The sequence below is a fragment of the Micromonospora sp. WMMD1219 genome (assembly GCF_049315215.1).
Taxonomy (GTDB): Bacteria; Actinomycetota; Actinomycetes; order Mycobacteriales; family Micromonosporaceae; genus Micromonospora; species Micromonospora tulbaghiae.
Window position 1 is genome coordinate 2153084 of sequence record NZ_CP186057.1, and the last position, 25787, is coordinate 2178870.

The window sequence follows — 25787 nt, forward strand, 5'->3', positions numbered from 1 at the left end:
CGCCGCCTCACAGGTCGGCGGTGGATCTGGCCCGGCGGAGGCGGTCTCGGACGACATACCGCTGGCCTTGTGTGAAGGCGCTACCCCTGCCTCGGCCGTGGTGCGGGATCGGCGTCGGCAGCGTCAGGTGGCCGGCCGATCCCGGCGCCGTGAGTCCGAACACCTGATAACGCCCCTCGGTCCACCCGTGCTTCCGGCTGACCTCGATGATGTCGGCGACGAGTGCGTCGCGCCGTTCGCCCGTCGCTCGGAGCCGGTTCACCTCGCCGACCGTCCAATCGACGTTGTCGAGCCGAAAGAGGATCTTGGGCACCTCCGGAAGGATCTGGCGCTGCGAGTAGAAGGCCAGATGATCCACAGATTGAAATGACCTGCCCGCCTGGCAGACGTACGCGCGCGCCGACTGGTAGAGCCCCCATGCGTTCTTGGCGGGGACCACGACCGTGTCGTTGCGGGCGGCTGGGCGCAGTCGGTGTACGTCGGTCACCCGCTCGATCATCCTGAGCCAGCGGGCGGCATCCGGGTCGGCCCACCCGACGACGTCGATCATCTGACTGAGGCGGAACGGCACGTCGGTGGCGAGGAGCGAATCATGATGGGCAAGCCGGTTGCGGAACACCCGGAGAGCGTTCATCGCGCTGGCGACGTCGTGGCGCTTGCCAGACGAGTATGGGAAGGCAAGGTGCAGGGCATCCCGCCACAGTTGCTCGTGCTCCGAGCCCAACATCGAGACCCAGAAGCCGAAACTCAAGCTCGCGATGATTTGGTCGCGGGTTTCTTTCCGGGAATGGTCTCGACGCAAGCGCGCGCGGACCTCGGCGACGTTCCGGTCGATCCCGTCCTGCACGTGGCGCTTACCGCTGACCTCGAGGAGGAACCACGGGATGCCGCGGTCCGGCTCGTTGAGGTGGGCTCTCATCTCCCGATCAATCGCGTTGCGGGTGACGACCTCGACGTAGTGGAACGCCTCGAACGACGCGCCTGTCAGCGCGACGCTCCACTCGTACAACTCGCAGGCTTTGCTTTCGTCGCCACCGGCGGCAGCCAGATAGGGGTGGAACCTGCCGGGCGAGATCCAGTGGTGCACCGTTCGAGCATGGGGGTGCTGCGTCACGGGATGGATGCTAAGCGTGACGAGCGCACGGCATCGTCCGCCGCGCCGACGGCAAAGAAAGAGCCCCAGGCGCTTGCACGAGGCAGAGGCGACACTGGGGCGTACAACAACCAAAGCTAACCACAGCCCGGGCCGCCGTCAAGGCGCGACGCGTACCCTCTGGTCATGATCGTTCCTCGGGTGGCTGTCGGCACCGACGTGCACGCGTTCGCGGCCGGGCGGCCCTGCTGGGTCGCGGGCCTGCACTGGCCGGACCAGGACGGCCTGGCCGGTCACTCCGACGCCGACGTGGCAGCGCACGCCGCCTGCAACGCCCTGCTCTCCGCCGCCGGTCTCGGTGACCTGGGCGCGAACTTCGGGGTGGACCAGCCCGAGTGGGCGGGCGCGTCCGGGGTGGCGCTGCTGACCGAGAGCGCGCGCCGGGTACGGGCGGCCGGCTTCCAGATCGGCAACGTGTCGGTGCAGGTGGTCGGCAGTCGCCCCAAGATCGGGCCGCGCCGGGAGGAGGCGCAGCGGGTGCTCTCCGAGGCGGTCGGCGCGCCGGTGACCGTCTCCGCGGCCACCACCGACGGCCTGGGCTTCACCGGCCGTGGGGAGGGACTGGCCGGTATCGCGGTGGCCCTGGTCTACGAGGCGCCGGCCGGCTGACGCGGTGACCGGCGACGCCGGCCACCGCGTCCGGCGGATCAGTCGACGTCGGTGCAGACGTCGTGGGTCGTGCCGTGGAGCATCGTGATCGTCTTGTCGTAGGTGGGGGAGAACTCCACCCGGAACCGGCCGTCGACGATCCACAGCCCCTTCGGCAGCGTGCCCGCGTTCTCCCGGAAGCCGAGCAGCACCGGCCCGGTCACGTACCAGGTCATCGAGCCGTCGGTGCGGTAGACGACGAGGGAGGTGCCGCTCGCGTCCGCCGTGGACGTGGCGCCGGTCTCCAGGTTCGTCACCCGGTTGATCAGTGCGCCGGTGAACAGCTCCCGCTTCGGCGTACCGTCCGGGTAGGTCTCGATCGTGAGCTTCCGCACCTCGTCCACGATCGGCTCGACCCGTACCGCGAACTCGCATCGCGCGCCGGCGGGCATCTCGAACGCGGCCTGGGGCGCCGGCTCCCAGGCGCCCGGGGCGGGATGCCGCTCCGGCGCGGCGGACGCCGAGCCGGGCAGGGCCGCGACCACCGCCGCCACGACGCTCGCCACCGCGATACTCATCCTGAACCGCATGTTCCACTCCATCCGTCGCTGGTCCGGACCGCGAGCATCACCGGGGCGGATCACCACCGGCTCACCGCGCCGGGTGGCCCCCGTCGAGCGGGCGGACCCGGCCGGGCGCGATCCTCACCACGCGATCACCGCCGGGCGACAACCCCCGGCCCAGGCCGGATCGTCCTGTTCGGTATGGAGTTCCGCCTGCTCGGGCCGTTCGAGGCCCGCCACGACGGCCGGCCGGTCGAGGTCGGCAGCCGGCGCCAGGAGCGTTGCCTGCTCGGGGTGCTGCTGCTCGACGTGGGCCGGGTCGTGCCGACCGACCGCCTCATCGACCTGCTCTGGAACGGCCGGCCGCCGGCCACGGCCCGGAGCGCGGTGCAGACGTACATCGGGCGGCTGCGGGGCTCGCTCAACCCGTACGGGGTGCGGATCAGCACCCGGGGCGAGGGCTACGTGGTCGAGGAGGACGGGCACCGGGTCGACGTCGACGAGTTCGCCGACCTGGTCCGGGCGGCCGGGAGAGCCGCCGATCCCGCCGAGCGGGTGCGCTCGCTCGACCGAGGGCTCGCCCTCTGGCGCGGGCCGTTGCTCGCCGACGCGGCGGACGACGAGTTGCGGGACCGGCTGCACGGCACGGTCGAGGAGCTGCGCCTGGTCGCCGTGGAACTGCGGGCCGAGGCGCAGCTCGCGCTGGGGCAGCACGCGCGGGCGATCACCGAACTGATGCCGCTGGCCGCCCGGCACCCGACCCGGGAACACCTCGTGGCGGTCCTCATGACCGCCCTGTACCGGGGTGACCGGCGGGCCGACGCGCTGCGCCTCTACCGCGCCACCCGGGACCTGCTCGTGGCCGACTTCGGTGTCGAGCCGGGGCCCCGGCTCCGGGAGGTGCAGCGCCGGGTGCTCGCGGGCGACGACCGGCTGGACCGGGCCGGCCGGCCGATGCACGAGATCCGGGTCGGCGACGAGAGCCTGCCGTGGAGCGTGGGCGGCCACCCGGCCCTGGACTTCTGCAACACGTTCGCCGGCTGGGGGCACGAGCCTCCGTTGCCCGGCGCCGAGTGGCTGCGCGGCTTCCGGACCCTCGCCGTCTGGGCCGGTCACGTCGGGCTGGTGGACGAGGTCTCGACGAACCGCCTGCTGCACCTCGCCCGCCGCGACCCGAAAACGGCGGAGGCGGTGCTCGGCGAGGCCCGTACGCTCCGCGCAGCGCTCTACGCCAGTTTGGTCGACCCGGACGACGGCCCGGCCTTCGAGACTGTCGCGCGGGCCGCCGAGGCCGCCGCCCGTACGCTCGTCTTCCGGCGTGAGGCCGACGGACGCGGCCGCTGGTGGCCGGACCTGGCGGCCGGCTTGCGGCTGCCGGTGCACGCCGCCGCGTTCAGCGGCGCGCAGCTGCTCGCCGATCCGGCCCGGTTCACGGTGCGGGTCTGCCCGGACCGGCGGTGCGGGTGGTTGTTCCTGGACGAGAGCGGGCTGCGCCGGTGGTGCAGCCTGGGGACGTGCGGCGGCCGGGCGGGCGCGTCCTGCCGGAGTGCCTGACGCCGGGCACCCTCGGCGCGCGGTGGGGCCGGGCGGATACGCTCGCCGGGATGCCGAGTGACGCCGCCCCCGACCAGTCCGCCGCCGACGGCTACCTGCAACGCGCCCACCTGCTCGCCGAGCTGGGGCGCTACGACGAGGGGATCGGCGAACTCACCGCGCTGATCGCGGCCGAGCCGGCGCACCTGCCCGCGTTGACCATGCTGGCCCGGATGCACCTGGCCGCCGACCGGCCGGCCGAGGCGCTCGCCGCCGCCGAGACCGCGGTGGTCGCCGCCGGTGGCACGTCCGAGCGTGAGTCGCCCGCCTCTGAGCCGCCCGCCTTCGGGACGCTCGCCGCGGAGACGACCACCCGCGACGTGCCCGGCGCCGTGCCGCCTGGTGCCGGGGCCGCTGCCGACGAGACGCCCGCCCAGGAGGCGGCCGGCGCGGAGACGCCCGCCGCCGGGGAGGTCGTGCCGGCGCTCGTGGCGCGCGGGTTCGCGCTGCTCGACCTCGAACGCTGGAAGCCCGCCGCCGCGACCGCCGACGAGATCCTGGCGCGCGCGCCGGGCGACGCGTACGCGCAACGCAGTGCCGCCGCCCTGCTCTCCGCGTCGCGCAACGGGCAGGCGGCGCTGGACGCGGCGTGGCGCGGGGTGGAGCTGTCGCCGGACGAGCCGGAGGCGCACCTGGTGCTCGGCCTGGTCGCGGTGCGGCTGCAACTGTTCGACCTGGCCGAGCGGGCCTACCGGGAGGCGCTGCGGCTGGACCCGGAGCTGGGCGAGGCGGGGCAGGACGTGGGCGTGGCCCGGCTGGAACGGCGCCGGTACGCCGAGACGCTGGAACACCTGACCGCGATGGCCGACCTGCCGGTGGCCCGTCCCGACCCGGTCCGGACCGTGGACGACGGCATCCGGCGCCTCCTGCTGTCGGTGGCCGGGTTGTCCCTGTTCGGGAGCGTGCTGGTAGCCGCGCTGGCCCCGGCCTCGCCGGGCGCGTCCCGGCTGTTCGCGGTGCTGGCGGTGGCCGGGGTGGCGGTGCTGCTGCGGCGCCCGGCGACGTGGCGGCCGGGCCTGCGGGAGGCGATGTCGCGCGGCCTGGTCGTGCCGGTCTACGCGGCCGCCGCCGCTGTGGTGCTGCTGCTGGCGTACGCGCTGGTCGGCGGCCCGTGGCCGCTGGTCGGGGCGATCACCGCGTCGGTGGTGGCCGGATTCACCGCGTTCGCTCGCCGGTGAGAGGGTAGGAGGACCGGAAACACCGGCTGAAGGAAGCGGGAATCAGTGCTCACCGTCAACGCCTACGCGGCGACGTCCGCGACCGAACCGCTCGCCCCGACCACCATCGAGCGGCGGGATCTCGGACCGGACGACGTTCTCATCGACATCAGGTTCTCCGGCATCTGCCACTCCGACATCCACACCGCGCGCAGCGAGTGGGGCCCGGCGCGCTACCCGATCGTGGTGGGTCACGAGATCGCGGGCGTGGTGCGCGAGGTCGGCTCCGCGGTCACGAAGTTCGCCGTCGGCGACCGGGTCGGCGTCGGCTGCCTGGTCGACTCCTGCCGGGAGTGCGACAACTGCCGCAAGGGCCTGGAGCAGTACTGCCGCAACGGCAGCACCGGCACGTACGGCGGGGTGGGCCGGGACGGCGAGCCGACCCAGGGCGGCTACTCGCAGGCCATCGTGGTCACCGAGGACTTCGTGCTGCGCATCCCGGACGGCATCGAGCTGGACGCCGCCGCGCCGCTGCTCTGCGCCGGCATCACCACGTACTCGCCGCTGCGGCACTGGAACGCCGGGCCGGGCCGCCGGGTCGCGGTGATCGGCATGGGCGGTCTCGGCCACATGGCGGTGAAGCTGGCCCACGCGATGGGCGCCGAGGTGACTGTGCTGTCCCAGTCGCTGAAGAAGCGGGAGGACGGGCTGCGGCTCGGCGCCGACCACTACTACGCGACCTCCGACGAGGACACGTTCACCACGCTGGCCGGCTCTTTCGACCTGATCATCAACACGGTCAGCGCGACGCTCGACATGGACGCGTACCTGCGGCTGCTGGCGGTGGACGGGACGCTCGTCAACGTGGGCGCGCCGGAGAAGCCGCTGTCGGTGCACGCGTTCTCGCTGATCCCGGCCCGGCGGTCGTTCGCCGGCTCGAACATCGGCGGCATCGCGGAGACCCAGGAGATGCTCGACTTCTGCGCCGAGCACGGGCTGGGTGCCGAGATCGAGGTCATTCCGGCCGAGAAGATCAACGAGGCGTACGAGCGGGTGCTCGCCTCCGACGTGCGCTACCGCTTCGTCATCGACGCGTCCACGTTCTGACGACCGCGTGCGAAGGGGCCGCGTCCGTGCCGGGCGCGGCCCCTTCTCGCGTACGTCAGGACTTGCGCGCCCAGGTCCAGGCGTAGCCGTCGTCCTCGCAGGCGGCGGCCGCGTCGCAGAGGTCGAGCGGGCGGAACGTGTCCACCATGACCGCCAGCTCGTCGAAGAACTCCGCACCGATCGACCGCTCGGCCGCGCCCGGCTGCGGGCCGTGTGTGAAGCCGGACGGGTGCAGCGAGATCGAGCCCTGCTCGATGCCGGAGCCGCGCCGGGCCTCGTAGTTGCCGCCGGTGTAGAACAGCATCTCGTCGGAGTCGACGTTGTGGTGGTTGTACGGCACCGGGATGGCGGCCGGGTGGTAGTCCACCTTGCGCGGCACGAACGAGCAGATCACGAAGTTCGGACCCTGGAACGTCTGGTGGACCGGCGGCGGCTGGTGGATCCGCCCGGTGATCGGCTCGAAGTCGTGGATGGAGAACGCCCACGGGTACATGTGCCCGTCCCAGCCGACCACGTCGAACGGGTGGTTGGCGTAGACGTACCTCGTCCATCCGCGGCGGTGCCTGACCAGCACCTCGACCTCCTCGCCGTCGACCAGCAGCGGGGTGTCCGGTCCCCGGACGTCGCGCTCGCAGTAGGGCGCGTGCTCCAGGAACTGCCCGCGTACGGAGAGGTAGCGCTTGGGCGGCCCGATGTGGCCGGACGCCTCGACGGCGAGCAGCCGGGTCGGCTCGTCGCCGGTGGGCACCAGGCGGTGGATGGTCGAGGTGGGGATGACGACGTAGTCGCCGGCGACCGCGTCGAGCACGCCGAACGGCGACTCGACCCGCATCGACCCGGCCTCCAGGTAGAGGCAGTGGTCGCCGGTGGCGTCGCGGAACAGCGGCGACGGCCGGTCGGCGAGCACGTACGCGATGCGTACGTCGTCGTTGGCGAGCAGGTACTGCCGGCCGAGCACCGGGTCCGCGCCGGTGCCGTCGAGCTTGTGCGTGCGCAGGTGGCGCGGCTTGAGCGGCAGGTTCGGCACGCGGGTGACTGTGGGCGGGGCGTACTCCTCGGCGCCGAGGATCGCGGTCGGCGCGTGCCGGTGGTAGAGCAGCGACGAATCGGAGGAGAAGCCCTCCTGGCCGACCAGTTCCTCCGCGTAGAGCGTGCCGTCGGGCTGGCGGAACTGGGTGTGGCGCTTGCGCGGCACGTCGCCGACGCTGCGGTAGTACGGCATCTCACCTCCCGATATGTCCCGTTCTCCGGCCGGTGGCGTCCGATAATCGGACGCTGTTGTCCGTTCCTCGTAGCGTCCCGTACATTCTTGTCTCGTGTCAACGCAGGTGCCCCGCCTCCTCTCCGGCCTGGTGGACGACGCCGCGGTCTTCCCGCCCGGCAACGCCGCGCTGCCCGACGCGGTGACCGCGCACCGCACCCACCGCACGGCCTGGTACGCCGACATGGTCGGCCCACTGCTGCTGCCCGCCTCGGAGATCCAGCGCGGGTCGCTGAACGGCCTGGTGGACCCGGCCGAGGGCCTGGTGATCGGGCTGATCGGCGACACCGGCCTGGACCAGCTCCCGCAGGCGCTGGAAGCGCTCGCGCCCGACGGGGTGACCGCCCGGCAGATCGAGGCGCCGGTCGCCAAGCGCGGCGAGGACCCGCAACCCGGGCTGTCCGAGCTGCTCGCGCTCGCCGACCGGCTCGACGGCGCGGCCGTGTACGCGGAGATCCCGCTGACCTTCGGGCTCATGGGCGCGCTCGACACGCTCGCCGAGGCGCGCGCCGGCGGGCTGCCGGTGGCGGCCAAGTTCCGTACCGGCGGGCTCGCCGCCGAGCTGTTCCCCACCCCGGTCGAGCTGGCCGCGGTGATCTGCGCGTGCCGGGACCGTAAGCTGCCGTTCAAGCTCACCGCCGGGCTGCACCACGCGATCCGGCACCGCGACCCGGAGACCGGCTTCAACCACCACGGTTTCGTCAACGTGCTGGGCGCCACGCTGGCCGCCGTCGGGGGCGCCGAGGTGGACGGCGTGGCCGAGCTGCTCGCCGCCACCGACCCGGTACGCGTGGTCGAGCCGGCCCGGGCACACCGCGACGCCGAGCGCCCGCTCTGGGTCGGGTACGGCTCGTGCAGCATCGCCGAACCACTGACCGATCTGATCCGGCTGGGGCTGGTGAACGGAGGCTACGAGGCATGAGCGAACGCACCGAGCGGAGCGAGGGCCGTGAGGGCATGCCCAGTCGGCACGGCATGAGCTGGGTACCTGGTGTGGCGGGGTCGCCGTACGGGGTGACTAACCTGCCGTACGGCGTGTTCCGGCACGGCGAGGGCGAGCCGCGCGTCGGCGTCCGCATCGGTGACTTCGCGCTGGACCTCGCCGGTGCGGAGGCGGCCGGTCTGGTGCTGGCCGGCGGCGCGCTCGGTGAGCCGGCGCTCAACGCCTTCATGGCGCTCGGCCGCCCGCAGTGGACGGCGGTCCGGCAGCGGATCGTCGAGCTGCTCACCGAGCCGGAGCACCGGGCGGCTGTCGAACCGCTGCTCGTGCCGCTGCGTGAGGTCGAGATGGCGCTGCCGTTCGAGGTGGCCGACTACGTCGACTTCTACTCCTCCGAGCACCACGCCTCGAACGTCGGGCAGATCTTCCGGCCCGGGCAGCCGCCGCTGCTGCCGAACTGGAAGCACGTGCCGATCGGCTACCACGGCCGGGCCGGCACGGTGGTCGTCTCCGGCACCCCGGTGATCCGCCCGACCGGCCAGCGGGCCAGCGCGCAGGGCCCCACCACCGGCGCCTCGGTCCGGCTGGACATCGAGGCCGAGGTGGGCTTCGTGGTGGGCGTGCCGAGCCGGCTCGGCGAGCGGGTGCCGGTGGCCGACTTCGCCGACCACGTCTTCGGCGTGGTGCTCGTCAACGACTGGTCGGCCCGGGACATCCAGGCGTGGGAGTACCAGCCGCTCGGACCGTTCCTCGGCAAGTCGTTCGCCACCTCCGTCTCGGCCTGGGTGACGCCGCTGGAGGCGCTGGCCGACGCGTTCGTGCCCGCGCCGGACCAGGACCCGCCGGTGCAGGACTACCTGCGCGGCACCCCGCACGTCGGGCTGGACCTGACGCTGTCGGTCGAGTGGAACGGCGAGCGGGTGGCCGAGCCGCCGTTCGCCGGCATGTACTGGACCCCGGCCCAGCAGCTCGCGCACCTCACCGTCAACGGCGCGTCGCTGCGTACCGGCGACCTCTACGCCTCCGGCACCGTCTCCGGTCCGGAGCGCGGCCAGGTCGGATCGTTCCTGGAGCTGACCTGGGGCGGGTCCGAGCCGGTCAAGTTCGCCGACGGCAGCGAGCGGACGTTCCTGGAGGACGGCGACACGGTGACGATCACCGCCACCGCGCCCGGACCGGACGGCACCACTGTCGCGCTGGGCGAGGTCACCGGGACGATCCTTCCGGCCCGCTGAATTCCGACCTTCCGAACCGGCCCCGGTCGCACCCGATGTGCGACCGGGGCCGTTTCCTTCGGCGTTGATCGCTCGGATCACGTACGCCCCGGACGGCGGCTCCCGGTCGAACCGGAGCCGCGGGTGGTGCCGGGTCGGGGGGCGTACCCGCGGAAGCCGAAACAGGAAGGACCGAGCATGACCGAGTTGACCGGTGCCGTCTGGCGCACCAGCAGCCGCTCGAACGATCAGGGCCTCTGCGTCGAGGTGGCGACGAACGTGGTCGCCGCGCACGGCGTGGTGGGCGTACGCGACTCGAAGGACCCGGACGGTCCGGCGCTCGCGGTGAGCCCGCCGGGCTGGGCCGCGTTCGTCACCGCGCTGCGGGGCGGCTCGTTCGGCGGCTGACCACTCGCGAACCACACCGGTGCCCCGGCCGGGGCACCGGTGATGGAAATGTCACCGGGAGGCTCCCCGTTTCCGGTCACGGCCCGTACCGTGTACGACACGGGAGGTGCCATGTCGACGGTGACGGTTTCCGCATTCATCGAAGCGCAGGACGCCGACCTCTGGCGGCTGCTCACCGACCTCCCGGCCCGCGCCGACTGGCTGTCGGCGGTGGACGCGGTCGAGGTCCTCGGCGCCGGCGGGTTCGGACCGGGCACCATATGGCGGGAGACCCGTGCCCGGCCGGACGGCGGCACCGAACCGGAGGAGTTCGAGGTGATCGAGGCGGTCGCGCCCGGCCGCCTCGTGCTCGGCTCGCGCGGCGCCGGCGCGGACTACCGGATCACCTGGACGCTGCGCACCGTCGAGCGCCGGCGGCGCGGCTGCACCGAGGTCACCGTCGAGCAGGAGGCGGTGCCGACCCGGGCGTACGGGCGGGTGCTGGCCCTGATCCTCGGCGGCCTGGCCGCCCGCGCGGTCGAGAGCGCGCTCCGGCGTGACCTGGCCGACCTGGCCCTGGCCGCCGGTCCCGCCCGATCCACCGAGGCCGCCTGAGCCGACCCGGCCGCTCCCCGTACCCGGCACGCACCCGGCCGGTAGGGTGCCGGGGCGGAGGTGACGGATGGCGAAGGCCCCGAGGCGGCGGGTCGTGGTGGCGCTGGTGGCGGTGCTCGCCGTCGCGGCGTCGGTCGCCGTGGTCGTCCGGGTGCTGGCGCCCGCCGAGGTCGACACCGCAGCCCGGAAGCCCTACCCGGCGGCGCCCGCGCCGACCGCCGGGGTGCTCGCGCGGCTGCCGGTGGCGCCGCTGGTCGTGGACGGCCGGCTCCGCGTCTACGCGGGCACCCGTCAGGTGTACGCGGACCAGCCGGTCACCGGGCGGCACCGGGTCACCCCGTTCTGGTCCTTCCGTCGCTGGCCGGCGACGCTGGTCGGAGTGCTCGCCGAGGGGACCACGGTGGTCAGCCGCTGGTCCGACGGGAAGCTGGTGGCGCTCGACGCGCGTACCGGCCGGGTGGCCTGGCGGGCCGACGGCCCGCATCCGGGGTCGGTGCCGGAGCCGCGACGCACCTTCGCCGCCACCGTCTGGGATCCGGCCGGTCTGCACGTGGCGCGTACGGCCGAGGGGCGGACCGTGCTGCTCGCGACCGGTCCGGGCGGGCTCGGCGGCTACGACCTCACCGACGGCCGCCGGCTCTGGCGCGCCGACGTGGCCCGGGGCTGCCGGTCCGACGTGGGCACGACCGCCAGCGGTGAGCTGGTCGGCGTGGACCGCTGTGACGGCCCGGCCGCGGTCGAGCTGCGGGACGCGGCGACCGGTACGGTGCGGACCCGCTGGCGGCCGCCGGACGCGCCGGAGCAACTCGTCCTAACGCCGGTGGGCTGCCCACACGGGCACTCCGGGTGTCGTGGGCTACGTACCGCTGGGCCGGACGGCGCGGGCAGCCGGGGCTGGCTGGTGACCGACCCGGGCGAGCCGGCCGCCGCGCCGGGCCTGGACCACCCGGACACGGTGCTGGACGGCGAGCGGGCGGTGGACACGTCCGGCCCGGTGGTGGTCGGGCGCTCGGCGCGTACGGGCGAGGAGCTGTGGCGCCGGGCGGACATCCATCCGGCCCGGGTGCTCGCGACCGAGCCGGGGCGGGTGCACCTGCTGACCGACCGGCGGGAACTGGTCACCGTCGACCCGCTCACCGGGACGACCCGGTCGATCTTCGTGCTCGACCTGGGGCGGGACGGGATCGGCTGGCGGCCGGGCCGGGCGTACGCGGTGGACGGCTACGTCGCGGTGGAGCGGCTGCGGGAGAGCGCCGCTCCGGAGGACGACGACCAGGGCTACTTCCTGATGGCCGAGCCGGTGCTGCTCGCCGTGACCTGATCCGGACGCCCGGCGCCGGTCCGTAGGGGGTTGACGGACCGGCGCCGGGCGCGTCCGGTCAGGCCAGCGCGGCCTCGGCGGCGGCCAGGAACGCGTCGTTCTCGGCCGGGGTGCCGATGGTGACCCGCACCCCGTCGCCCGGGAACGGCCGGACGATCACGCCACGCGCCTCGCACGCCCGGCCGAACTCCACCGCCCGCTCGCCCAGCGGCAGCCAGACGAAGTTGGCCTGGCTCTCCGGCACGTCCGGCACGAACTTGCGCAGCGCCTCGGTGACCCGGTCCCGCTCGGCCACGACCAGCGCGCACCGCCGCTCCACCTCGTCGGCCTGCGCCAGCGCGGCCAGCGCGCCGGCCTGGGCGGCCATGCTGGTGGAGAACGGCGTGACCACCTTGCGGACGGCGGCGGCCACCTCCGGCGCCGCGACCAGCCAGCCGATCCGCAGGCCGGCCAGGCCCCACGCCTTGGACAGCGTGCGCAGCACCGCCACGTTCGGCCGGTCCAGGTAGGTCAGGCCGTCCGGCACGTCGGGGTCGGTGACGAACTCCCGGTACGCCTCGTCGATCACCACGAGCACGTCGTCCGGCACCGCGTCGAGGAAGCGGTCCAGCTCGGCCCGGCGCACAGCCGTACCGGTCGGGTTGTTCGGGTTGCAGACCAGGACCATCCGGGTCCGGTCGGTCACCGCCGCCGCCATCGCGTCGAGGTCGTGGCCGTGGCCGGCGTCGTTCGGCACCCGCACGCTCGTCGCGCCGCTGGTCGCCGCGATGATCGGGTACGCCTCGAAGGAGCGCCACGAGTAGAGCAGCTCATCACCGGGCAGGCAGGTGGCGCGCACCAGGTGCTCGGCCAGCGCCACCGAACCGCAGCCGGTGGCGATCCGGTCGGCGTCCACGCCGTACCGCTCGGCGAGCGTCTGGCGCAGCACCACCACGCCCATGTCCGGGTAGCGGTGCGAACCGGCCACCGCCTCGGCGACCGCCTCCACCACGCCCGGCAGCGGGCCGTACGGCACCTCGTTGCTGGCCAGCTTGATCGCCTCGGCCAGGCCCAGCTCGCGGGCCAGGTCGGCCGGGCTGCGGCCGGGCACGTAGTTCGGCAGCGCGTCCAGGTCGGCGCGGGTGAGCCGCAGCGAGGGCTGGTGGCGTCCGGTCTCGGTCATGGGGTGTCTCCCGGGGTGTCGGCGCTCTCGGGCGGGGCGGTACTGGTGTCACGCTTGCGGGGGAGCTGGACCACCACCGTCTGCGCCCGCTTGTCGTGCAGGGCCTGGCGCAGCGGGTGGTCGAACAGGGGCGATACCGCGTCGATGAGCTGGAGCAGCAGGCCCAGGCCGCAGCAGTACCAGAGCAGCGTCGGCAGGCCGAGCGTGCTCCAGCGCCGGGTGGCCCGGCCGAAGCCGAGCGGCTGGTCCGCCTCGACCGGCAGCGCGCGTACGCCCATCAGCCGCTTGCCGAAGGTCTGACCGCGCGCCGCCATCGACGGCACCTCGTACGCGTACCAGAGCGCGGTGGCGATCACGAGGATGGCGATCTGGAGGCCGCCGGCCTGGTCGTCGATCTGGGGCAGCCCCTCGGTGGACGTGTCGCCGTTGAGCGCCCGGCGTACCGATTCACGCAGGTACGGGGAGACCGCCTCGACGTAACGCCAGACGAACCAGCCGTTGACCACGGCGTTGAGCAGGAACACGATGCCCAGGTCGATCAGGCGCGCGACCAGCCGGGCGCCGTACGAGGCCAGCGGCAGTCCGTGCGGGCGCGGGACCGGCTGCGCGCCGGGCCAGTGCGGGTACGGCCAGCCCGGCGGCGGTCCCTGCATGCCCGGCTGACCCGGCTGTCCGGGCTGGCCCGGCCAGGGGTTCGGCTGACCCGGCTGTCCCGGCTGCCCGGGCCACGGCCCGGCCTGGCCGGACTGACCCGGCTGACCCGGCTGGCCCGGCCACGGGCCCGGCCGGCCGGGGGTGCCGGACGTCGGGGTCGCGTCGGTGCGGCTGCCCGGACCGGAGGCCGGCTTGTCGGCGGCGGGCGTCGGGGTGGCCGGCGCGGGCTCGGGCTCGGGGGGCGGCGGGCCGTCGGGCGGGGTGACGTCGACCGGGATCGGCGCGCCGATCCAGCCCTCGCCGTCCCACCACCTGCGGGTCTCCGTGTCGGCGGGGTCGACGTACCAGCCGGGTTCCAAACTCACGGGCCAACCTTAACGACGACGGTTCCGGCGAACTTGTCGTGGAGGCACTGCTGCCAGGGCTTGTCCCACAGTTGCCAGAAACCGTCGAGGTAGTTGAGGAACGGCACGAACATGCCGCCGGCGAACTCGACGAGCCAGCGCTTGCCGAGCATGCCCCGGGTCAGCGCGGCGTCCGGCTGCACCGGGACGATCCGCAGCTTCATCACCTTCTTGCCGAGCGTCTGCCCGGTCCGGCGGGCGTACTCGACGTGGTAGACCCAGTAGAAGGCGAGCATCAGCAGCAGGACCCCGAGCTCGGCGGCGAGCAGCGGCAGGAACACGCTGGTCCAGACCTCGACCGGGTCGGGGCCGTTCGGGCCGGCCTGCTCCATCTCGTCGATCATCCGGAAGAAGACGAGGAAGAAGACCGGCACGAACAGCGCCATCATCACCGCCATGGCGACGGCGGTGTCGATCAGGTAGGCGAGCAGCCGGTCGCCGAAGCCCGCCAGCGGCTGCCCGTTCGGCGCCACCGGGGGCGGCACGGGCGCCGGGGCGTACCCGGGTGGGGGGTAACCGGGCGGCGGGTAGCCGGGCGGGCCGGCGTACCCCGGAGGCACGTGTTGTGCGGGCACCGCCGGTCCGCCGGGCGGCGCGAAGCCGCCGCCCGCGGGTGGATGTCCGGCGGGCGGCGGCGTCGGGTTCGGAGGAGGCTGGGTCACGCGGACAGTGTTACAGGTTCCCGCGCTTCTCCTGCTCGCGCTCGATCGCCTCGAACAGGGCCTTGAAGTTGCCCTTGCCGAAGCCGAGCGAGCCGTGCCGCTCGATCAGCTCGAAGAAGACGGTGGGGCGGTCCTGCACCGGCTTGGTGAAGATCTGGAGCAGGTAGCCGTCCTCGTCCCGGTCGACCAGGATCTTGCGGGACTGAAGCTCCTCGATCGGCACCCGGACGTTGCCGATGCGGGCGCGCAGCTCCGGGTCCTCGTAGTACGAGTCCGGGGTGTCCAGGAACTCGACGCCCGCGGCGCGCATGGCGTCCACGCTGGCCAGGATGTCGTTCGTGGCCACGGCGATGTGCTGGGCCCCGGGGCCCTGGTAGAACTCCAGGTACTCGTCGATCTGCGACTTCTTGCGGGCCACGGCCGGCTCGTTGAGCGGGAACTTCACCTTGCGGGTGCCGTTGGCGACGACCTTGCTCATCAGCGCCGAGTAGTCGGTGGCGATGTCGTCGCCGATGAACTCCGCCATGTTCGAGAAGCCCATGACGCGCTTGTAGAACTCGACCCACTCGTCCATCCGGCCCAGCTCCACGTTGCCGACCACGTGGTCGACCGCCTGGAAGAACCGCTTCGGCTGGATGCCGGCGTCGATCATCGGCTGCCGGTCCACGATCGGGCCGCGGGCCACGAACCCGGGCAGGAACGGGCCGGTGTAGCGGGACCGGTCGACCAGGCTGTGCCGGGTGTCGCCGTACGCGGCGATGGACGCCATCCGGACGGTGCCGTGCTCGTCGCTGACGTCGTGCGGCTCGACCAGGCCGGTCGCGCCCTGCGCCACGGCGTGCGCGTACGCGGCGTCCACGTCCGGCACCTCCAGCGCGATGTCGGAGACGCCGTCGCTGTGCTTCGCCACGTGCTCGGCGCCGTCGGCGTCCGGGCGTACCGCGCCGGTCAGCACGAAGCGGGCCGAACCGCTGGTCAGCACGTACTGCGCGTGGTCCCGGTAGCCCTGCTCCGGCCCCCGGTACGCCACGCAGGTCATGCCGAACGCGGTGGAGTAGTAGTGCGCGGCCTGCTTGGCGTTGCCCACCAGGAAGTGGACGTGGTCCATGCCCTTGACCGGGAACGGGTCGCGGGTGATGTCGTGGTCGACTGCGCCGACGAGAGCGTCGACGTCGACCTCCTCGGTCGACTGGGGTCGGTCGATCGCCTGGGTCATGGTGGCCTCCCTCGCGTACCGGCCGGCCTCGCGGGCCGCCGTGGATGTGCTCTTCCGGCGAGGATCTACGGGCCACGGTGAGTTGGGCAACAGTTGACGTTATTCCTGGTCAGGTTGTGCATTCGGTACGGTTGGGCACCATGAACACTGGTCAGGATGTACAGCTCGACGAGCTGGACGCCCGCTTGATCGAACTGCTCGCCGAGGAGCCCCGGATCGGTGTGCTGGAGTGCTCCCGGCGGCTCGGCGTGGCCCGCGGCACGGTCCAGGCCCGGCTCGACAAGCTCGTCGGCCGGGGCGTCGTCACCGGGTTCGGGCCGGACATCACCCCCGCCGCGATCGGCTTCGGGGTGACCAGCTTCGTCACCCTGGAGATCAGTCAGCGGCACGGCCACGACCAGGTCACCGCGCACCTCGCCGCGATCCCCGAGGTGCTGGAGGCGCACACCATCACCGGCTCCAGCGACCTGCTCTGCCGGATCGTCGCCCGGTCCAACACCGACCTCCAGCGGGTCATCGACCAGATCGTCGCCTCGGAGGGCATCCGGCGCGCCTCCACCATCATCGCGCTGGCCGAGCAGATCCCGTACCGGACGCTGCCGCTCGTCCGCTCCGCCGCCCGCGGCGGCCCTTAACACCCCGGGCCACCCAAGAAGGGCCGCGACACGCCCCGCACGCGGCCCGGGGGACCGGTGATCGTCGCTACCGTGTGCGGTGTGAAGGGCCTAGGGGTACGCGGCTGGTTGCTGCTCGGGCTCGTCACCGTGGTCGTCCTCGCCGCGACCGGCGTCTGGAACCCGTTCCCGGCGCTCTGGGACTGGGTCGACCGCAGCAAGCCGATCTCCGAGCCGGACGTGGTCTGGCAGCAGCGCGTCGGCGGCACGCCGCGCAGCGTCACCATCGCCGGCGACACCGTGATCGTGGAGCAGCGCACCCGCATCGAGGCGCGCAACCTCGCCGACGGCGGCCAGCTCTGGGAGCGCAAGGCCGACTGGTCGGCGGTCGCGGGCAGCGGCCGGGAGTCCGTCGTCGCCGTGGGCAAGCTGCTCGACAAGGGGTACGAGGTGCTCGACCCGGTCAGCGGCGTGACCCGCCGCCGCGACGACCGCGCGATCGCCGTCTGGACGTACCGGAACCTGCTGCTGGACGCGTACTGCGTGCAGGCCACCGACTGCACGCTGCGTGCCTGGGAGCCGCGCGGCACCGCTCCGCTGTGGAGCGCGTTCCTGCCCGGCGTGCACAGCGGCGTGCTCGCCGACAACCCGGAACTGCTCGGCACCCGGCGGCTCGGCGCCACCCGGATCGACGGCGGGGTGGCCGGGCCGGAGTCCGTACCGCCGCTGCTCGGCTTCCCGGTCGACGGCCGGGTGCACGTGGTGGACACCGCCACCGGCCGGGTGCTCCAGAACGTCCAGCCCGGCCGGGAGGAGCGGCTCGCAGTGGTCGGCGGCCGGCTGCTGCGGATCGCGGCCACCTCCCGCGACGGGAGCTGCTACTACACGGTGACCGCCGTGGACCCGGCCACCGGTCAGCAGGTGTGGCGGCGTACCGGGATCAACCTGCGCACCGCCGACTACGCCGGTTGCGTGCAGCGGGAGGATCCGCAGGGCGGACGCAACGTGATCATCGGGGTCGCCCCGGACGGCCGGGAGACCGTGCTCGACGGGTACGACGGCCGGCTGCTCCAGGTCGGCGCGGACGGCGAGAAGCTGCTCGCCGTGGACGACCGCTACACAGTGGTGCGCAGCGCCGACAAGGGCTCGCTGCTCGGTCGGGAGCTGTCGGCCGACCGGACCCGCTGGACCCGGCCGGCGGGCGGCAGGAGCGGTGCCGCGCTCACCCCGTACGCGGCGGTGATCAGCGAGGAGAAGCCGTCCCGGCTGATCGCTGTCGAGCCGCGGGAGGGCCGGGTGCTGGTCGAGCTGCGCACCTCGGCGAACGCGCTGGCGGTCGGCCCGAACGGCATGATCATCGGCGAGGGGCGGGAGATCGGGTACGTCCGCTGGGGCGCCGGCACGGGCGAGACGCCGGGGCCGGGCCAGGACGGCGCGCCGGTGGCGCCGGACCCGGGAGGCAGCTGGCGCCCGCCGAGCGACCAGGGAAGCTGCGGGCCGAAGAACGAACTCTGCGCGGGCGGCAAGTGACAGCGGGTGAGAGCGTCGTCCCACGACCCACCTGCGGGTGCCACCGATCGACAGCTCTGCCCTAGGCTTTTCGGTCATGAGCAGTGCCGCCGCCTTCTCGTACGCACCCCTGCTGCCGACCGGTCCCGACCAGACCGAATACCGCCTGGTCACCGACGAGGGCGTGGACGTCGTCAACGGCCCCGGAGGCCGCCGGTTCCTCACCGTGGATCCGGGCGCGCTGACCGCGCTGACGGCCGAGGCGATGCACGACATCGCCCACTTCCTGCGCCCGGCCCACCTGGCTCAGCTCCGGTCGATCATCGATGACCCGGCGGCCTCGCCGAACGACCGCTTCGTCGCGCTCGACCTGCTGCGCAACGCCAACATCGCGGCCGGCGGCGTGCTGCCGATGTGCCAGGACACCGGCACCGCGATCGTGATGGGCAAGCGCGGCCGGCACGTGCTCACCGACGGCACCGACGCCGAGGCGATCTCGCGCGGCGTCTACCAGGCGTACACCCGGCTCAACCTGCGCTACTCCCAGCTCGCCCCGCTGACCATGTGGGACGAGCGGAACACCGGCAGCAACCTGCCCGCCCAGGTGGAGCTGTACGCCGAGGACCCGGACGGCCACGCCGACGCGTACAAGTTCCTGTTCATGGCCAAGGGCGGCGGCTCGGCCAACAAGTCCTACCTCTACCAGGAGACCAAGGCGCTGCTGAACCCCACGCGGATGATGCAGTTCCTGGAGGAGAAGCTGAGGCTCATCGGCACCGCGGCCTGCCCGCCCTACCACCTGGCGATCGTCATCGGCGGCACCTCCGCCGAGTACGCGCTCAAGACCGCCAAGTACGCCTCCGCGAAGTACCTCGACGCGCTGCCCACCGAGGGCTCGATGAGCGCGCACGGCTTCCGTGACCTGGAGCTGGAGGCCGAGGTGCTGGAGCTGACCCGCAACTTCGGCATCGGCGCGCAGTTCGGCGGGCGCTACTTCTGCCACGACGTACGGGTGGTCCGGCTGCCCCGGCACGGCGCCTCCTGCCCGGTGGCGATCGCGGTCTCCTGCTCGGCCGACCGGCAGGCGGTGGCGAAGATCACCCCGTCGGGCGTCTGGCTGGAGCGACTCGAAACCGACCCGGCGCGGTTCCTGCCCGACGTGACCGACGAGACGCTGGAGACCGAGGAGGTCGTCCGGGTCGACCTGAACCGGCCGATGGACGAGATCCGGGCCGAGCTGTCGAAGTACCCGGTGAAGACCCGGCTGTCCCTGACCGGCCCGCTCGTCGTCGCCCGGGACATCGCGCACGCGAAGATCGCCGAGCGGCTGGACGCGGGCGAGCCGATGCCGCAGTACCTGCGTGACCACGCGGTCTACTACGCCGGCCCGGCGAAGACCCCCGAGGGCTACGCCTCCGGCTCGTTCGGTCCCACCACCGCCGGCCGGATGGACGCGTACGTGGAGAAGTTCCAGGCGGCCGGCGGCTCGATGGTGATGCTGGCCAAGGGCAACCGGTCCGCCCAGGTCACCCGCTCCTGCCAGGCGCACGGCGGCTTCTACCTCGGCTCGATCGGCGGTCCGGCCGCCCGCCTGGCGCAGGACTGCATCAAGCACGTCGAGGTGCTCGAATACGCCGAGCTGGGCATGGAGGCGGTCTGGAAGATCGAGGTGGAGGACTTCCCGGCCTTCATCGTCGTCGACGACAAGGGCAACGACTTCTTCGCCGAGGTCACCAAGCCGGTGCTCACCGTCGGCCGGCGCTGACGTCAGACGTACGCGAGGGGCGCCCGGGAATGTCCCGGGCGCCCCTCGGTGTGTCCGTCGTGCATCGACATCGGTGCGCCTGCCCGGCCACTCGGCCGGGCAGGCGCACCGCCCCCGTCGGATGCCGTCACCGACAACCCGTGTCGAGTCTGGGTGCCGTCGCTATCGGATCGCTATCGCCTCGTCGCGCCGCTCGGTGACCGCCGGGCTACGCTGCTGGAAGTTGCATGGCGGCAGGCGGGGGCGCGGATGCGATTCGGGATCTTGGGGCCCTTGCGGGTCGGTGGCGGCGAAGCCACCGTCACCGCGGGCCGGGATCGCACCGTGCTCGCCATGCTGTTGCTGCGCCCCGGCCGCGTGGTGCCGGTGGAGGATCTGGTCGACGCCGTCTGGGAGGACCGTCCCCCGGCGACCGCGCGGACCCAGCTCCAGATCTGCGTGTCGAGACTGCGGCAGCGGTTCGCTGCGCTCGGGCTGCCGGCCGACACGATCGTCACCGACCCGGCGGGCTACGGCATCCGGATCGAGCCGGACGACCTCGATGCCGACATGTTCGCCCGTGCCGTGGAGACGGCCCGCGCCGAGGCGGCCGCCGGCCGGCCGGCCGAGGCCCGCCGCCACTACCGGGCCGCCCTGGCGCTGTGGCGCGGTCCGGCGCTCGCCGGCATCCCGGCCCGGCTGGTGCGGCTGCGGGCCCAGGCGCTCGACGAGCAACGGCTCGCGGTGCTGGAGGACTGCGTCGACGTCGAGCTGCGGCTGAGCCGGGGGACCGAACTGGTCGACGAGCTCACCGAGGCGGTCGAGAACAACCCGCTGCGGGAACGGCTGCGGGGGCAGCTGATGCTGGCCCTCGCGGCGGTCGGCCGGCAGGCGGACGCACTGGCCGTCTACCGGGACGGCCGCCGGATCTACGCCGAGGAACTGGGCATCGAGCCCGGCACGGCGTTGCAGGAACTGCACCAGCGCGTACTGGCCGGTGACGAGGCGGCCGGTCCGCGCCCCGCGGCGCCCGTACGCACGCTGCCCCGGGCCATCCGGGACTTCACCGGCCGTCAGCAGACCATGGCGCGGCTGGTCAAGGACATCGTCGAGGAGGGGACGCGGCTGTACCTGATCGACGGCATGGCCGGCAGCGGCAAGACCACCCTCGCCGTCCAGGTCGCGACCGCGTTGCGCGAGCGGTTCCCCGACGCGGAACTCTTCATCGACCTGCACGGCTACAGCGAGCGCAGCCCACTGACCCCCGCGGCGGCCGCGGCCACCCTGCTGCGACAGCTCGGCGTGCCCGCCGAACGGGTGCCGGTCGACGCGGAGGACCGGCTGGCGATGTGGCGCTCCGAGCTGGCCGACCGGCGGGCCGTGGTGGTGCTCGACAACGCGGCGAGCGCCGCCCAGGCCGCGGCGCTGCTGCCCAGCGGTCCGGACAATCTCGTGCTGGTGACCAGCCGTCGCCGACTGGCCGGCCTCGACGAGGGGCGTCCACACTCGCTGCCCGTCCTGGACCCGGACGAGGCCGTCGAACTGCTCGGCCGGATCGTCGGCGCCGACCGGGTCGGCGCCGAGCCGGTGGCCGCCGCCGAGGTTGCCCGGCGGTGCGGTCACCTGCCGCTCGCCATCCGGCTGGCCGGTTCCCGGCTCGCGCACCGCCCGCACTGGCGGGTCGCCGACCTGGCGCGGCGGCTGGCCGAGGCGCAGGACTCACTGGCCGAGCTGGCGGTCGGCGAACGCTCCGTCGGGCACGCCTTCACGCTCTCGTACGCGCAGGTCTCGGCGCCGGCCCGGCGGCTGTTCCGGCTGCTCGGGCTCCACCCCGGCGTACGGTTCGACAACCGGGTGGCGGCGGCGCTCGCCGACGTGCCACTGCCGGAGGCGCAGGACCTGCTGGACGAGCTGGTGGACGTGCACCTGGCCGAGGAGACCGCGCCGGGCCGGTACCGCCTCCACGACCTGCTCCGGGAGTACGCGCGCCGGTTGCTGACCGAGACCGAGCGTCCGGCCGAGCGCCGGACGGCGGTGGCCCACCTGCTCGACCATCACCTTCAGGTGGCGGTCGGCCTGGCGATCGTCGCCGAGACGAAGCAGGGCGCGCTGAGCCAGGTCGCCTTCCCGCCGCCACGGCGTCCCGACCTGCTGCCGGTCCAGGACAGGCCGGGTCAGTCCTGGTTCGACGAGAACCGGGCGGCTCTCGTCGGACTGGTGCACCTGGCCGAGTCGGAGGGCCTCCCGGCGTACTGCTGGCAGCTGACCCGGGCGTGCTGGTGGTCCAATTTCGTCGGTGGCCACCTCGACGAACTGGTCGAGACGCATGAGGTGGCGCTGCGCGTCGCCACCGGGTCGGGGGACGAGGAAGCAGTGGCCATCACCATGAACTACCTCGCCTCGGCGAAGTTCCGGCTGGGGGACTTTCCGGAGGCGATCCGGTTCCTGGAGGCGGGCGTCGACAGGTACCGCCGGCTCGGTCTGCGCCGGGAGCAGGTCCAGGCGCTCGCCAACCTCGCCGCGGTGTGTTTCGGGACCGACGACGCGGAGCGCTGCGTCAGGTACGTCGACGAGGCGCTACGGATCAGCCGCTACCCGGACGACGCGGCGACCATATCCAGCCTCTTCAACATGCTGTCCGTCGCCGAGCTGTTCCGTGGCCGGTACGACCTGGCCCTCCGGGCGGCCCGCCGGCACATCGTCCTGGCGAGGGAGGCGGGCGATCCACGGCACACGTCGAACGCGCTCGGCCACCTCGGCATGATCCGGCACCGCCTGGGCCACACCGGGCCGGCCCGCCGGTTGCTCCGGGCGGCACTGCACCTCAAGCGGACCACCGCGAACCGGTTCGGGGAGGGGGAGATCCTCAACGAGATCGGCATGATGGAGCGTGAGGCGGGCCGCCCGGCCGAGGCCGCCGCCCGGCACCGGGCCGCCCTGATCGCGATGACCGACGCGGGGGACCGGATCGGGCAGTGCGCCTCCCGGAACCTCCTCGCCCGCGCCCTGCACGATCTGGGCGATGTCGACGCCGCGATCGACCTGCACCGCCGGGTGCTGGACGACGCCACGCGACTGAGCCTGCGCTACGAGCAGGCCCGGGCCCTGGACGGCCTCGCCCGGTGCCTGCGCCACGCCGACTCCGACGAGGCCCGCCGGTACGCCGCGCGGGCGCTGGCGCTGTTCCGCCAGGTCGAGTCGCCGGATCGGCGGGAGACCGAGAGGCTGCTCGCCGAGCTGGGCTGAGGGCCACGCCACTTTCCCTGCACACCGCCCGGATGCGCGGCAGGATGGAACGCGTGACGACTCCAGAGGCGACCGGCTACCGGATCGAACGCGACTCGATGGGCGAGGTGGAGGTGCCCGCCGAGGCACTGTGGCGGGCGCAGACCCAGCGCGCGGTGCAGAACTTCCCGATCTCCGGGCGCGGGCTGGAACCGGCCCAGATCAAGGCCCTGGCGCAGATCAAGGGGGCGGCGGCCCTGGTCAACGGTGAGCTCGGGGTGATCGACGCGGACGTGGCGCAGGCGATCGCCACCGCCGCCGCGCACGTGGCCGAGGGCGGCTACGACGACCAGTTCCCGGTGGACGTGTTCCAGACCGGCTCCGGCACGTCGTCCAACATGAACACCAACGAGGTGATCGCCACGCTCGCCGGCCGGGAGCTGGGCCGCGACGTGCACCCGAACGACCACGTCAACGCGTCGCAGTCCAGCAACGACGTGTTCCCCACCTCGATCCACCTGGCCGCCACCCAGTTCGTGGTGGAGGATCTGATCCCGTCGCTGAAGCAGCTCGCGGACGCGCTGGAGGAGAAGGCGGCCGAGTTCGAGACGGTGGTCAAGGCGGGGCGTACCCACCTGATGGACGCCACGCCGGTCACGCTCGGGCAGGAGTTCGGCGGCTACGCCGCGCAGGTGCGTTACGGCGTCGAGCGGCTGGAGTCGGTGCTGCCCCGGCTGGCCGAGCTGCCGCTGGGCGGCACCGCTGTGGGCACCGGCATCAACACGCCGCTGGGCTTCGCCGACCGGGTGATCGGCAAGCTGCGGGAGTCGACCGGCCTGCCGCTGACCGAGGCGCGCAACCACTTCGAGGCGCAGGGCGCCCGGGACGCGCTGGTGGAGACGTCCGGGCAGCTCCGTACCGTCGCGGTCGGCCTCTACAAGATCGCCAACGACGTGCGCTGGATGGGCTCCGGCCCGCGTGCCGGGCTGCGTGAGCTGCGCATCCCCGACCTCCAGCCGGGGTCGTCGATCATGCCGGGCAAGGTGAACCCGGTGGTGGCCGAGGCGATGCGGCAGGTCTGCGCCCAGGTGATCGGCAACGACGCGGCGGTGGCGTTCGCCGGCTCGCAGGGCGACTTCGAGCTGAACGTGATGCTCCCGGTGATGGGCCGCAACCTGCTGGAGTCGATCAAGCTGATCGCCGCGTCCAGCCGGCTGTTCGCCGAGCGGCTGGTGGCCGGCCTGGTCGCGGACGCCGAGGTCTGCCTGGCGTACGCGGAGGGCTCGCCGTCGATCGTCACCCCGCTCAACCGCCACCTCGGGTACGACGAGGCCGCCTCGATCGCCAAGGAGGCGCTGGCCAAGCAGGTGTCCATCCGCGAGGTGGTGATCTCCCGGGGCCACGTGGACTCGGGCACGCTCACCGAGACCCAGCTGGACGAGGCACTGGACCTGCTGCGGATGACCCACCCCTGAGGGCGGCGCCGGTAATTGCCTCGACCCGTCACCGTGGGCGCGGCATGATCCGACGGTGCGTGACGACGGCGGTGTGTTGCTGGAGACCGCGCGGCTGACGCTGCGCCGGTTCACGACTGACGACGTGGACCGGCTGGTGGCGCTGGACGCCGACCCGGAGGTCATGCGCTTCCTGACGGGCGGTGTGCCGACCCCGCCCGGGACGTACCGGGACGAGGTGCTGCCCCGGGTGCTCGCGCAGTACGCCCGGCACCCCGGGCTCGGCCGCTGGGCGACGCTCGACCGGTTCACCGGCGAGTTCCTCGGCTGGCACTCGCTCGACCCGTCCGACGACGGCGCCGAGGCGGAGCTGGGCTACCGGCTGCGCCGCGCGACCTGGGGGCACGGGCTGGCGACCGAGGGCGCGCGGGCGCTGGTGCGGCACGCGTTCGACACGGCCGGCGTCCGCCGGGTGTGGGCCCAGACGATGGCGGTGAACGACCGATCCCGCGCGGTCATGGCCCGCGCGGGGTTGCGCTACGTCCGCACGTTCCACCTGGCCTTCGACGACCCGATCCCGGGTACGGAACACGGCGAGGTCGAGTACGAGCTGACCCGCGACGCCTGGCCCGCGACCCGTCAGGAGTGGGACGCCGCGGCCCTGCGGGCACGGTAGGCGCTCACCGCGGCCCGGTTGCCGCACCCGGCGTCACAGAACCGGCGGGACCGGTTCCGGGACAGGTCGACCAGCACGTTGTCGCAGTCGGGGTGGTCGCAGTGCCGCAGCCGGCTCAGCTCGCCCATCCGGACCAGGTCGGCCATCGCCATCGCGGCCTCGACCGCCATCCGGGTCGCCAGCGGCGCGTCCCGCGGCACGGCGTGCACGTGGTACGGCTCGTCGTCGTGCCGGACGAGCTGCGGCAGCGCGTGCGACTCGCGCAGCAGCCCGTTGACGATCGCCACCACCTCGTCGGTGTCGGCGTACCAGATGCGGCGCAGCCGGGGCCGCAGCGCGCGGACCTGGCGCAGTTCGGCGTCGGTGTGCTCGTGCCGGCCGCTCCACCCGTGGGTGGTGAAGAAGGCGTCCAGAGCGGCCACGTCGGGCAGCCCGTCCGGGTCGCCGGCGGTGTTCACCAGCGCGGCGGCTGCGACCAGCGCGCATTCGGTGTCATGGGCGAAAAGCAACTTGACTCCTGTCGGAGGCTGCGCCTAGCGTCATCAGCATAACCTCCCTTCACTCATGA

Annotated in this window: 23 protein-coding genes; 15 read left to right on the forward strand and 8 right to left on the reverse strand. The window is 73.3% G+C overall.

Annotation, left to right across the window (positions count from 1 at the left end; translation table 11 throughout):
* Window positions 1-7: 7 nt before the first annotated feature.
* The gene (locus tag ACN27C_RS10310; RefSeq protein WP_422751026.1) at window positions 8-1114 is read right to left on the reverse strand and encodes a hypothetical protein; all 1107 of its coding nucleotides are present in this window, start codon (window positions 1112-1114) and stop codon (window positions 8-10) included.
* Between the two features lie 165 nt (window positions 1115-1279).
* On the opposite strand from ACN27C_RS10310, the gene ispF reads away from it, so the two are divergent.
* Window positions 1280-1762 (forward strand): 2-C-methyl-D-erythritol 2,4-cyclodiphosphate synthase, encoded by a 483-nt coding sequence (gene ispF, locus ACN27C_RS10315; protein WP_422751027.1) that lies wholly within the window; start codon window positions 1280-1282, stop codon window positions 1760-1762.
* Between the two features lie 38 nt (window positions 1763-1800).
* Here the strand turns inward: ispF and ACN27C_RS10320 are convergent, their stop codons facing one another.
* Window positions 1801-2331 carry a hypothetical protein gene (locus ACN27C_RS10320; RefSeq protein ID WP_422751028.1) on the reverse strand — a complete coding sequence of 177 codons (531 nt, stop codon included), beginning with the start codon at window positions 2329-2331 and terminating at the stop codon, window positions 1801-1803.
* A 174-nt stretch (window positions 2332-2505) separates the two neighbouring features.
* Here ACN27C_RS10320 and ACN27C_RS10325 point away from each other — a divergent pair, with 174 nt between their 5' ends.
* From ACN27C_RS10325 to ACN27C_RS10335, 3 genes are read left to right on the forward strand one after another with little or no spacing between them, the layout of a single operon-like run.
* The gene (locus ACN27C_RS10325; protein WP_422751029.1) at window positions 2506-3858 is read left to right on the forward strand and encodes a BTAD domain-containing putative transcriptional regulator; all 1353 of its coding nucleotides are present in this window, start codon (window positions 2506-2508) and stop codon (window positions 3856-3858) included.
* Between the two features lie 50 nt (window positions 3859-3908).
* Complete coding sequence (locus ACN27C_RS10330) at window positions 3909-5075, forward strand: tetratricopeptide repeat protein (protein WP_364803182.1); 1167 nt, start codon at window positions 3909-3911, stop codon at window positions 5073-5075.
* 45 nt (window positions 5076-5120) lie between these two features.
* Complete coding sequence (locus ACN27C_RS10335) at window positions 5121-6161, forward strand: NAD(P)-dependent alcohol dehydrogenase (protein ID WP_422751030.1); 1041 nt, start codon at window positions 5121-5123, stop codon at window positions 6159-6161.
* A gap of 55 nt (window positions 6162-6216) precedes the next feature.
* Here ACN27C_RS10335 and ACN27C_RS10340 read toward each other — a convergent pair whose 3' ends face one another.
* Window positions 6217-7383 carry a homogentisate 1,2-dioxygenase gene (locus ACN27C_RS10340; protein WP_422751031.1) on the reverse strand — a complete coding sequence of 389 codons (1167 nt, stop codon included), beginning with the start codon at window positions 7381-7383 and terminating at the stop codon, window positions 6217-6219.
* A gap of 94 nt (window positions 7384-7477) precedes the next feature.
* Here ACN27C_RS10340 and ACN27C_RS10345 point away from each other — a divergent pair, with 94 nt between their 5' ends.
* The 5 genes from ACN27C_RS10345 (at window position 7478) to ACN27C_RS10365 (ending at window position 11899) form a co-directional block, all read left to right on the forward strand.
* Window positions 7478-8344, forward strand: a complete 867-nt coding sequence (locus ACN27C_RS10345; protein ID WP_357900288.1) for a hypothetical protein — start codon at window positions 7478-7480, stop codon at window positions 8342-8344.
* A 53-nt stretch (window positions 8345-8397) separates the two neighbouring features.
* Window positions 8398-9597: a fumarylacetoacetase gene (gene fahA / locus ACN27C_RS10350; RefSeq protein WP_422751610.1), complete on the forward strand. Its 1200-nt coding sequence runs from the start codon at window positions 8398-8400 to the stop codon at window positions 9595-9597.
* A gap of 177 nt (window positions 9598-9774) precedes the next feature.
* Complete coding sequence (locus tag ACN27C_RS10355) at window positions 9775-9984, forward strand: DUF397 domain-containing protein (RefSeq protein WP_120572827.1); 210 nt, start codon at window positions 9775-9777, stop codon at window positions 9982-9984.
* A gap of 111 nt (window positions 9985-10095) precedes the next feature.
* On the forward strand, window positions 10096-10578 hold the full coding sequence (locus ACN27C_RS10360) for an SRPBCC family protein (RefSeq protein ID WP_422751032.1): 483 nt from the start codon (window positions 10096-10098) through the stop codon (window positions 10576-10578).
* A 67-nt stretch (window positions 10579-10645) separates the two neighbouring features.
* Window positions 10646-11899 (forward strand): PQQ-binding-like beta-propeller repeat protein, encoded by a 1254-nt coding sequence (locus ACN27C_RS10365; RefSeq protein WP_422751033.1) that lies wholly within the window; start codon window positions 10646-10648, stop codon window positions 11897-11899.
* 58 nt (window positions 11900-11957) lie between these two features.
* On the opposite strand, the gene hisC is transcribed toward ACN27C_RS10365, so the two are convergent.
* The 4 genes from hisC to hppD are packed head-to-tail and all read right to left on the reverse strand — an operon-like array spanning window position 11958 to window position 15997.
* Complete coding sequence (gene hisC, locus ACN27C_RS10370; protein ID WP_422751034.1) at window positions 11958-13061, reverse strand: histidinol-phosphate transaminase; 1104 nt, start codon at window positions 13059-13061, stop codon at window positions 11958-11960.
* On the reverse strand, window positions 13058-14080 hold the full coding sequence (locus ACN27C_RS10375) for an RDD family protein (protein ID WP_422751035.1): 1023 nt from the start codon (window positions 14078-14080) through the stop codon (window positions 13058-13060). The genes hisC and ACN27C_RS10375 overlap by 4 nt, the downstream gene beginning before the upstream one ends.
* The gene (locus ACN27C_RS10380) at window positions 14077-14781 is read right to left on the reverse strand and encodes an RDD family protein (RefSeq protein WP_422751036.1); all 705 of its coding nucleotides are present in this window, start codon (window positions 14779-14781) and stop codon (window positions 14077-14079) included. The genes ACN27C_RS10375 and ACN27C_RS10380 overlap by 4 nt, the downstream gene beginning before the upstream one ends.
* Before the next feature lie 10 nt (window positions 14782-14791).
* On the reverse strand, window positions 14792-15997 hold the full coding sequence (gene hppD / locus ACN27C_RS10385) for a 4-hydroxyphenylpyruvate dioxygenase (protein ID WP_071097563.1): 1206 nt from the start codon (window positions 15995-15997) through the stop codon (window positions 14792-14794).
* A 140-nt stretch (window positions 15998-16137) separates the two neighbouring features.
* Here hppD and ACN27C_RS10390 point away from each other — a divergent pair, with 140 nt between their 5' ends.
* The 6 genes from ACN27C_RS10390 to ACN27C_RS10415 all read left to right on the forward strand — a co-directional run bounded on the left by ACN27C_RS10390 (window position 16138) and on the right by ACN27C_RS10415 (window position 25219).
* Window positions 16138-16632, forward strand: a complete 495-nt coding sequence (locus ACN27C_RS10390) for an Lrp/AsnC family transcriptional regulator (protein WP_091425618.1) — start codon at window positions 16138-16140, stop codon at window positions 16630-16632.
* Between the two features lie 108 nt (window positions 16633-16740).
* On the forward strand, window positions 16741-18141 hold the full coding sequence (locus tag ACN27C_RS10395) for a PQQ-binding-like beta-propeller repeat protein (protein ID WP_422751611.1): 1401 nt from the start codon (window positions 16741-16743) through the stop codon (window positions 18139-18141).
* A 76-nt stretch (window positions 18142-18217) separates the two neighbouring features.
* Window positions 18218-19885, forward strand: coding sequence for a fumarate hydratase (locus ACN27C_RS10400; protein WP_128136745.1), 1668 nt, complete (start codon window positions 18218-18220; stop codon window positions 19883-19885).
* Between the two features lie 249 nt (window positions 19886-20134).
* Window positions 20135-23110 (forward strand): BTAD domain-containing putative transcriptional regulator, encoded by a 2976-nt coding sequence (locus ACN27C_RS10405; protein ID WP_422751037.1) that lies wholly within the window; start codon window positions 20135-20137, stop codon window positions 23108-23110.
* A 53-nt stretch (window positions 23111-23163) separates the two neighbouring features.
* Window positions 23164-24564 carry a class II fumarate hydratase gene (locus ACN27C_RS10410; RefSeq protein ID WP_120574110.1) on the forward strand — a complete coding sequence of 467 codons (1401 nt, stop codon included), beginning with the start codon at window positions 23164-23166 and terminating at the stop codon, window positions 24562-24564.
* A gap of 55 nt (window positions 24565-24619) precedes the next feature.
* Complete coding sequence (locus ACN27C_RS10415; RefSeq protein ID WP_120572836.1) at window positions 24620-25219, forward strand: GNAT family N-acetyltransferase; 600 nt, start codon at window positions 24620-24622, stop codon at window positions 25217-25219.
* Here ACN27C_RS10415 and ACN27C_RS10420 read toward each other — a convergent pair.
* Window positions 25183-25728, reverse strand: a complete 546-nt coding sequence (locus ACN27C_RS10420) for a CGNR zinc finger domain-containing protein (RefSeq protein WP_120572837.1) — start codon at window positions 25726-25728, stop codon at window positions 25183-25185. The two genes, ACN27C_RS10415 and ACN27C_RS10420, sit on opposite strands and share 37 nt — an antisense overlap.
* Window positions 25729-25787 lie beyond the last annotated feature (59 nt).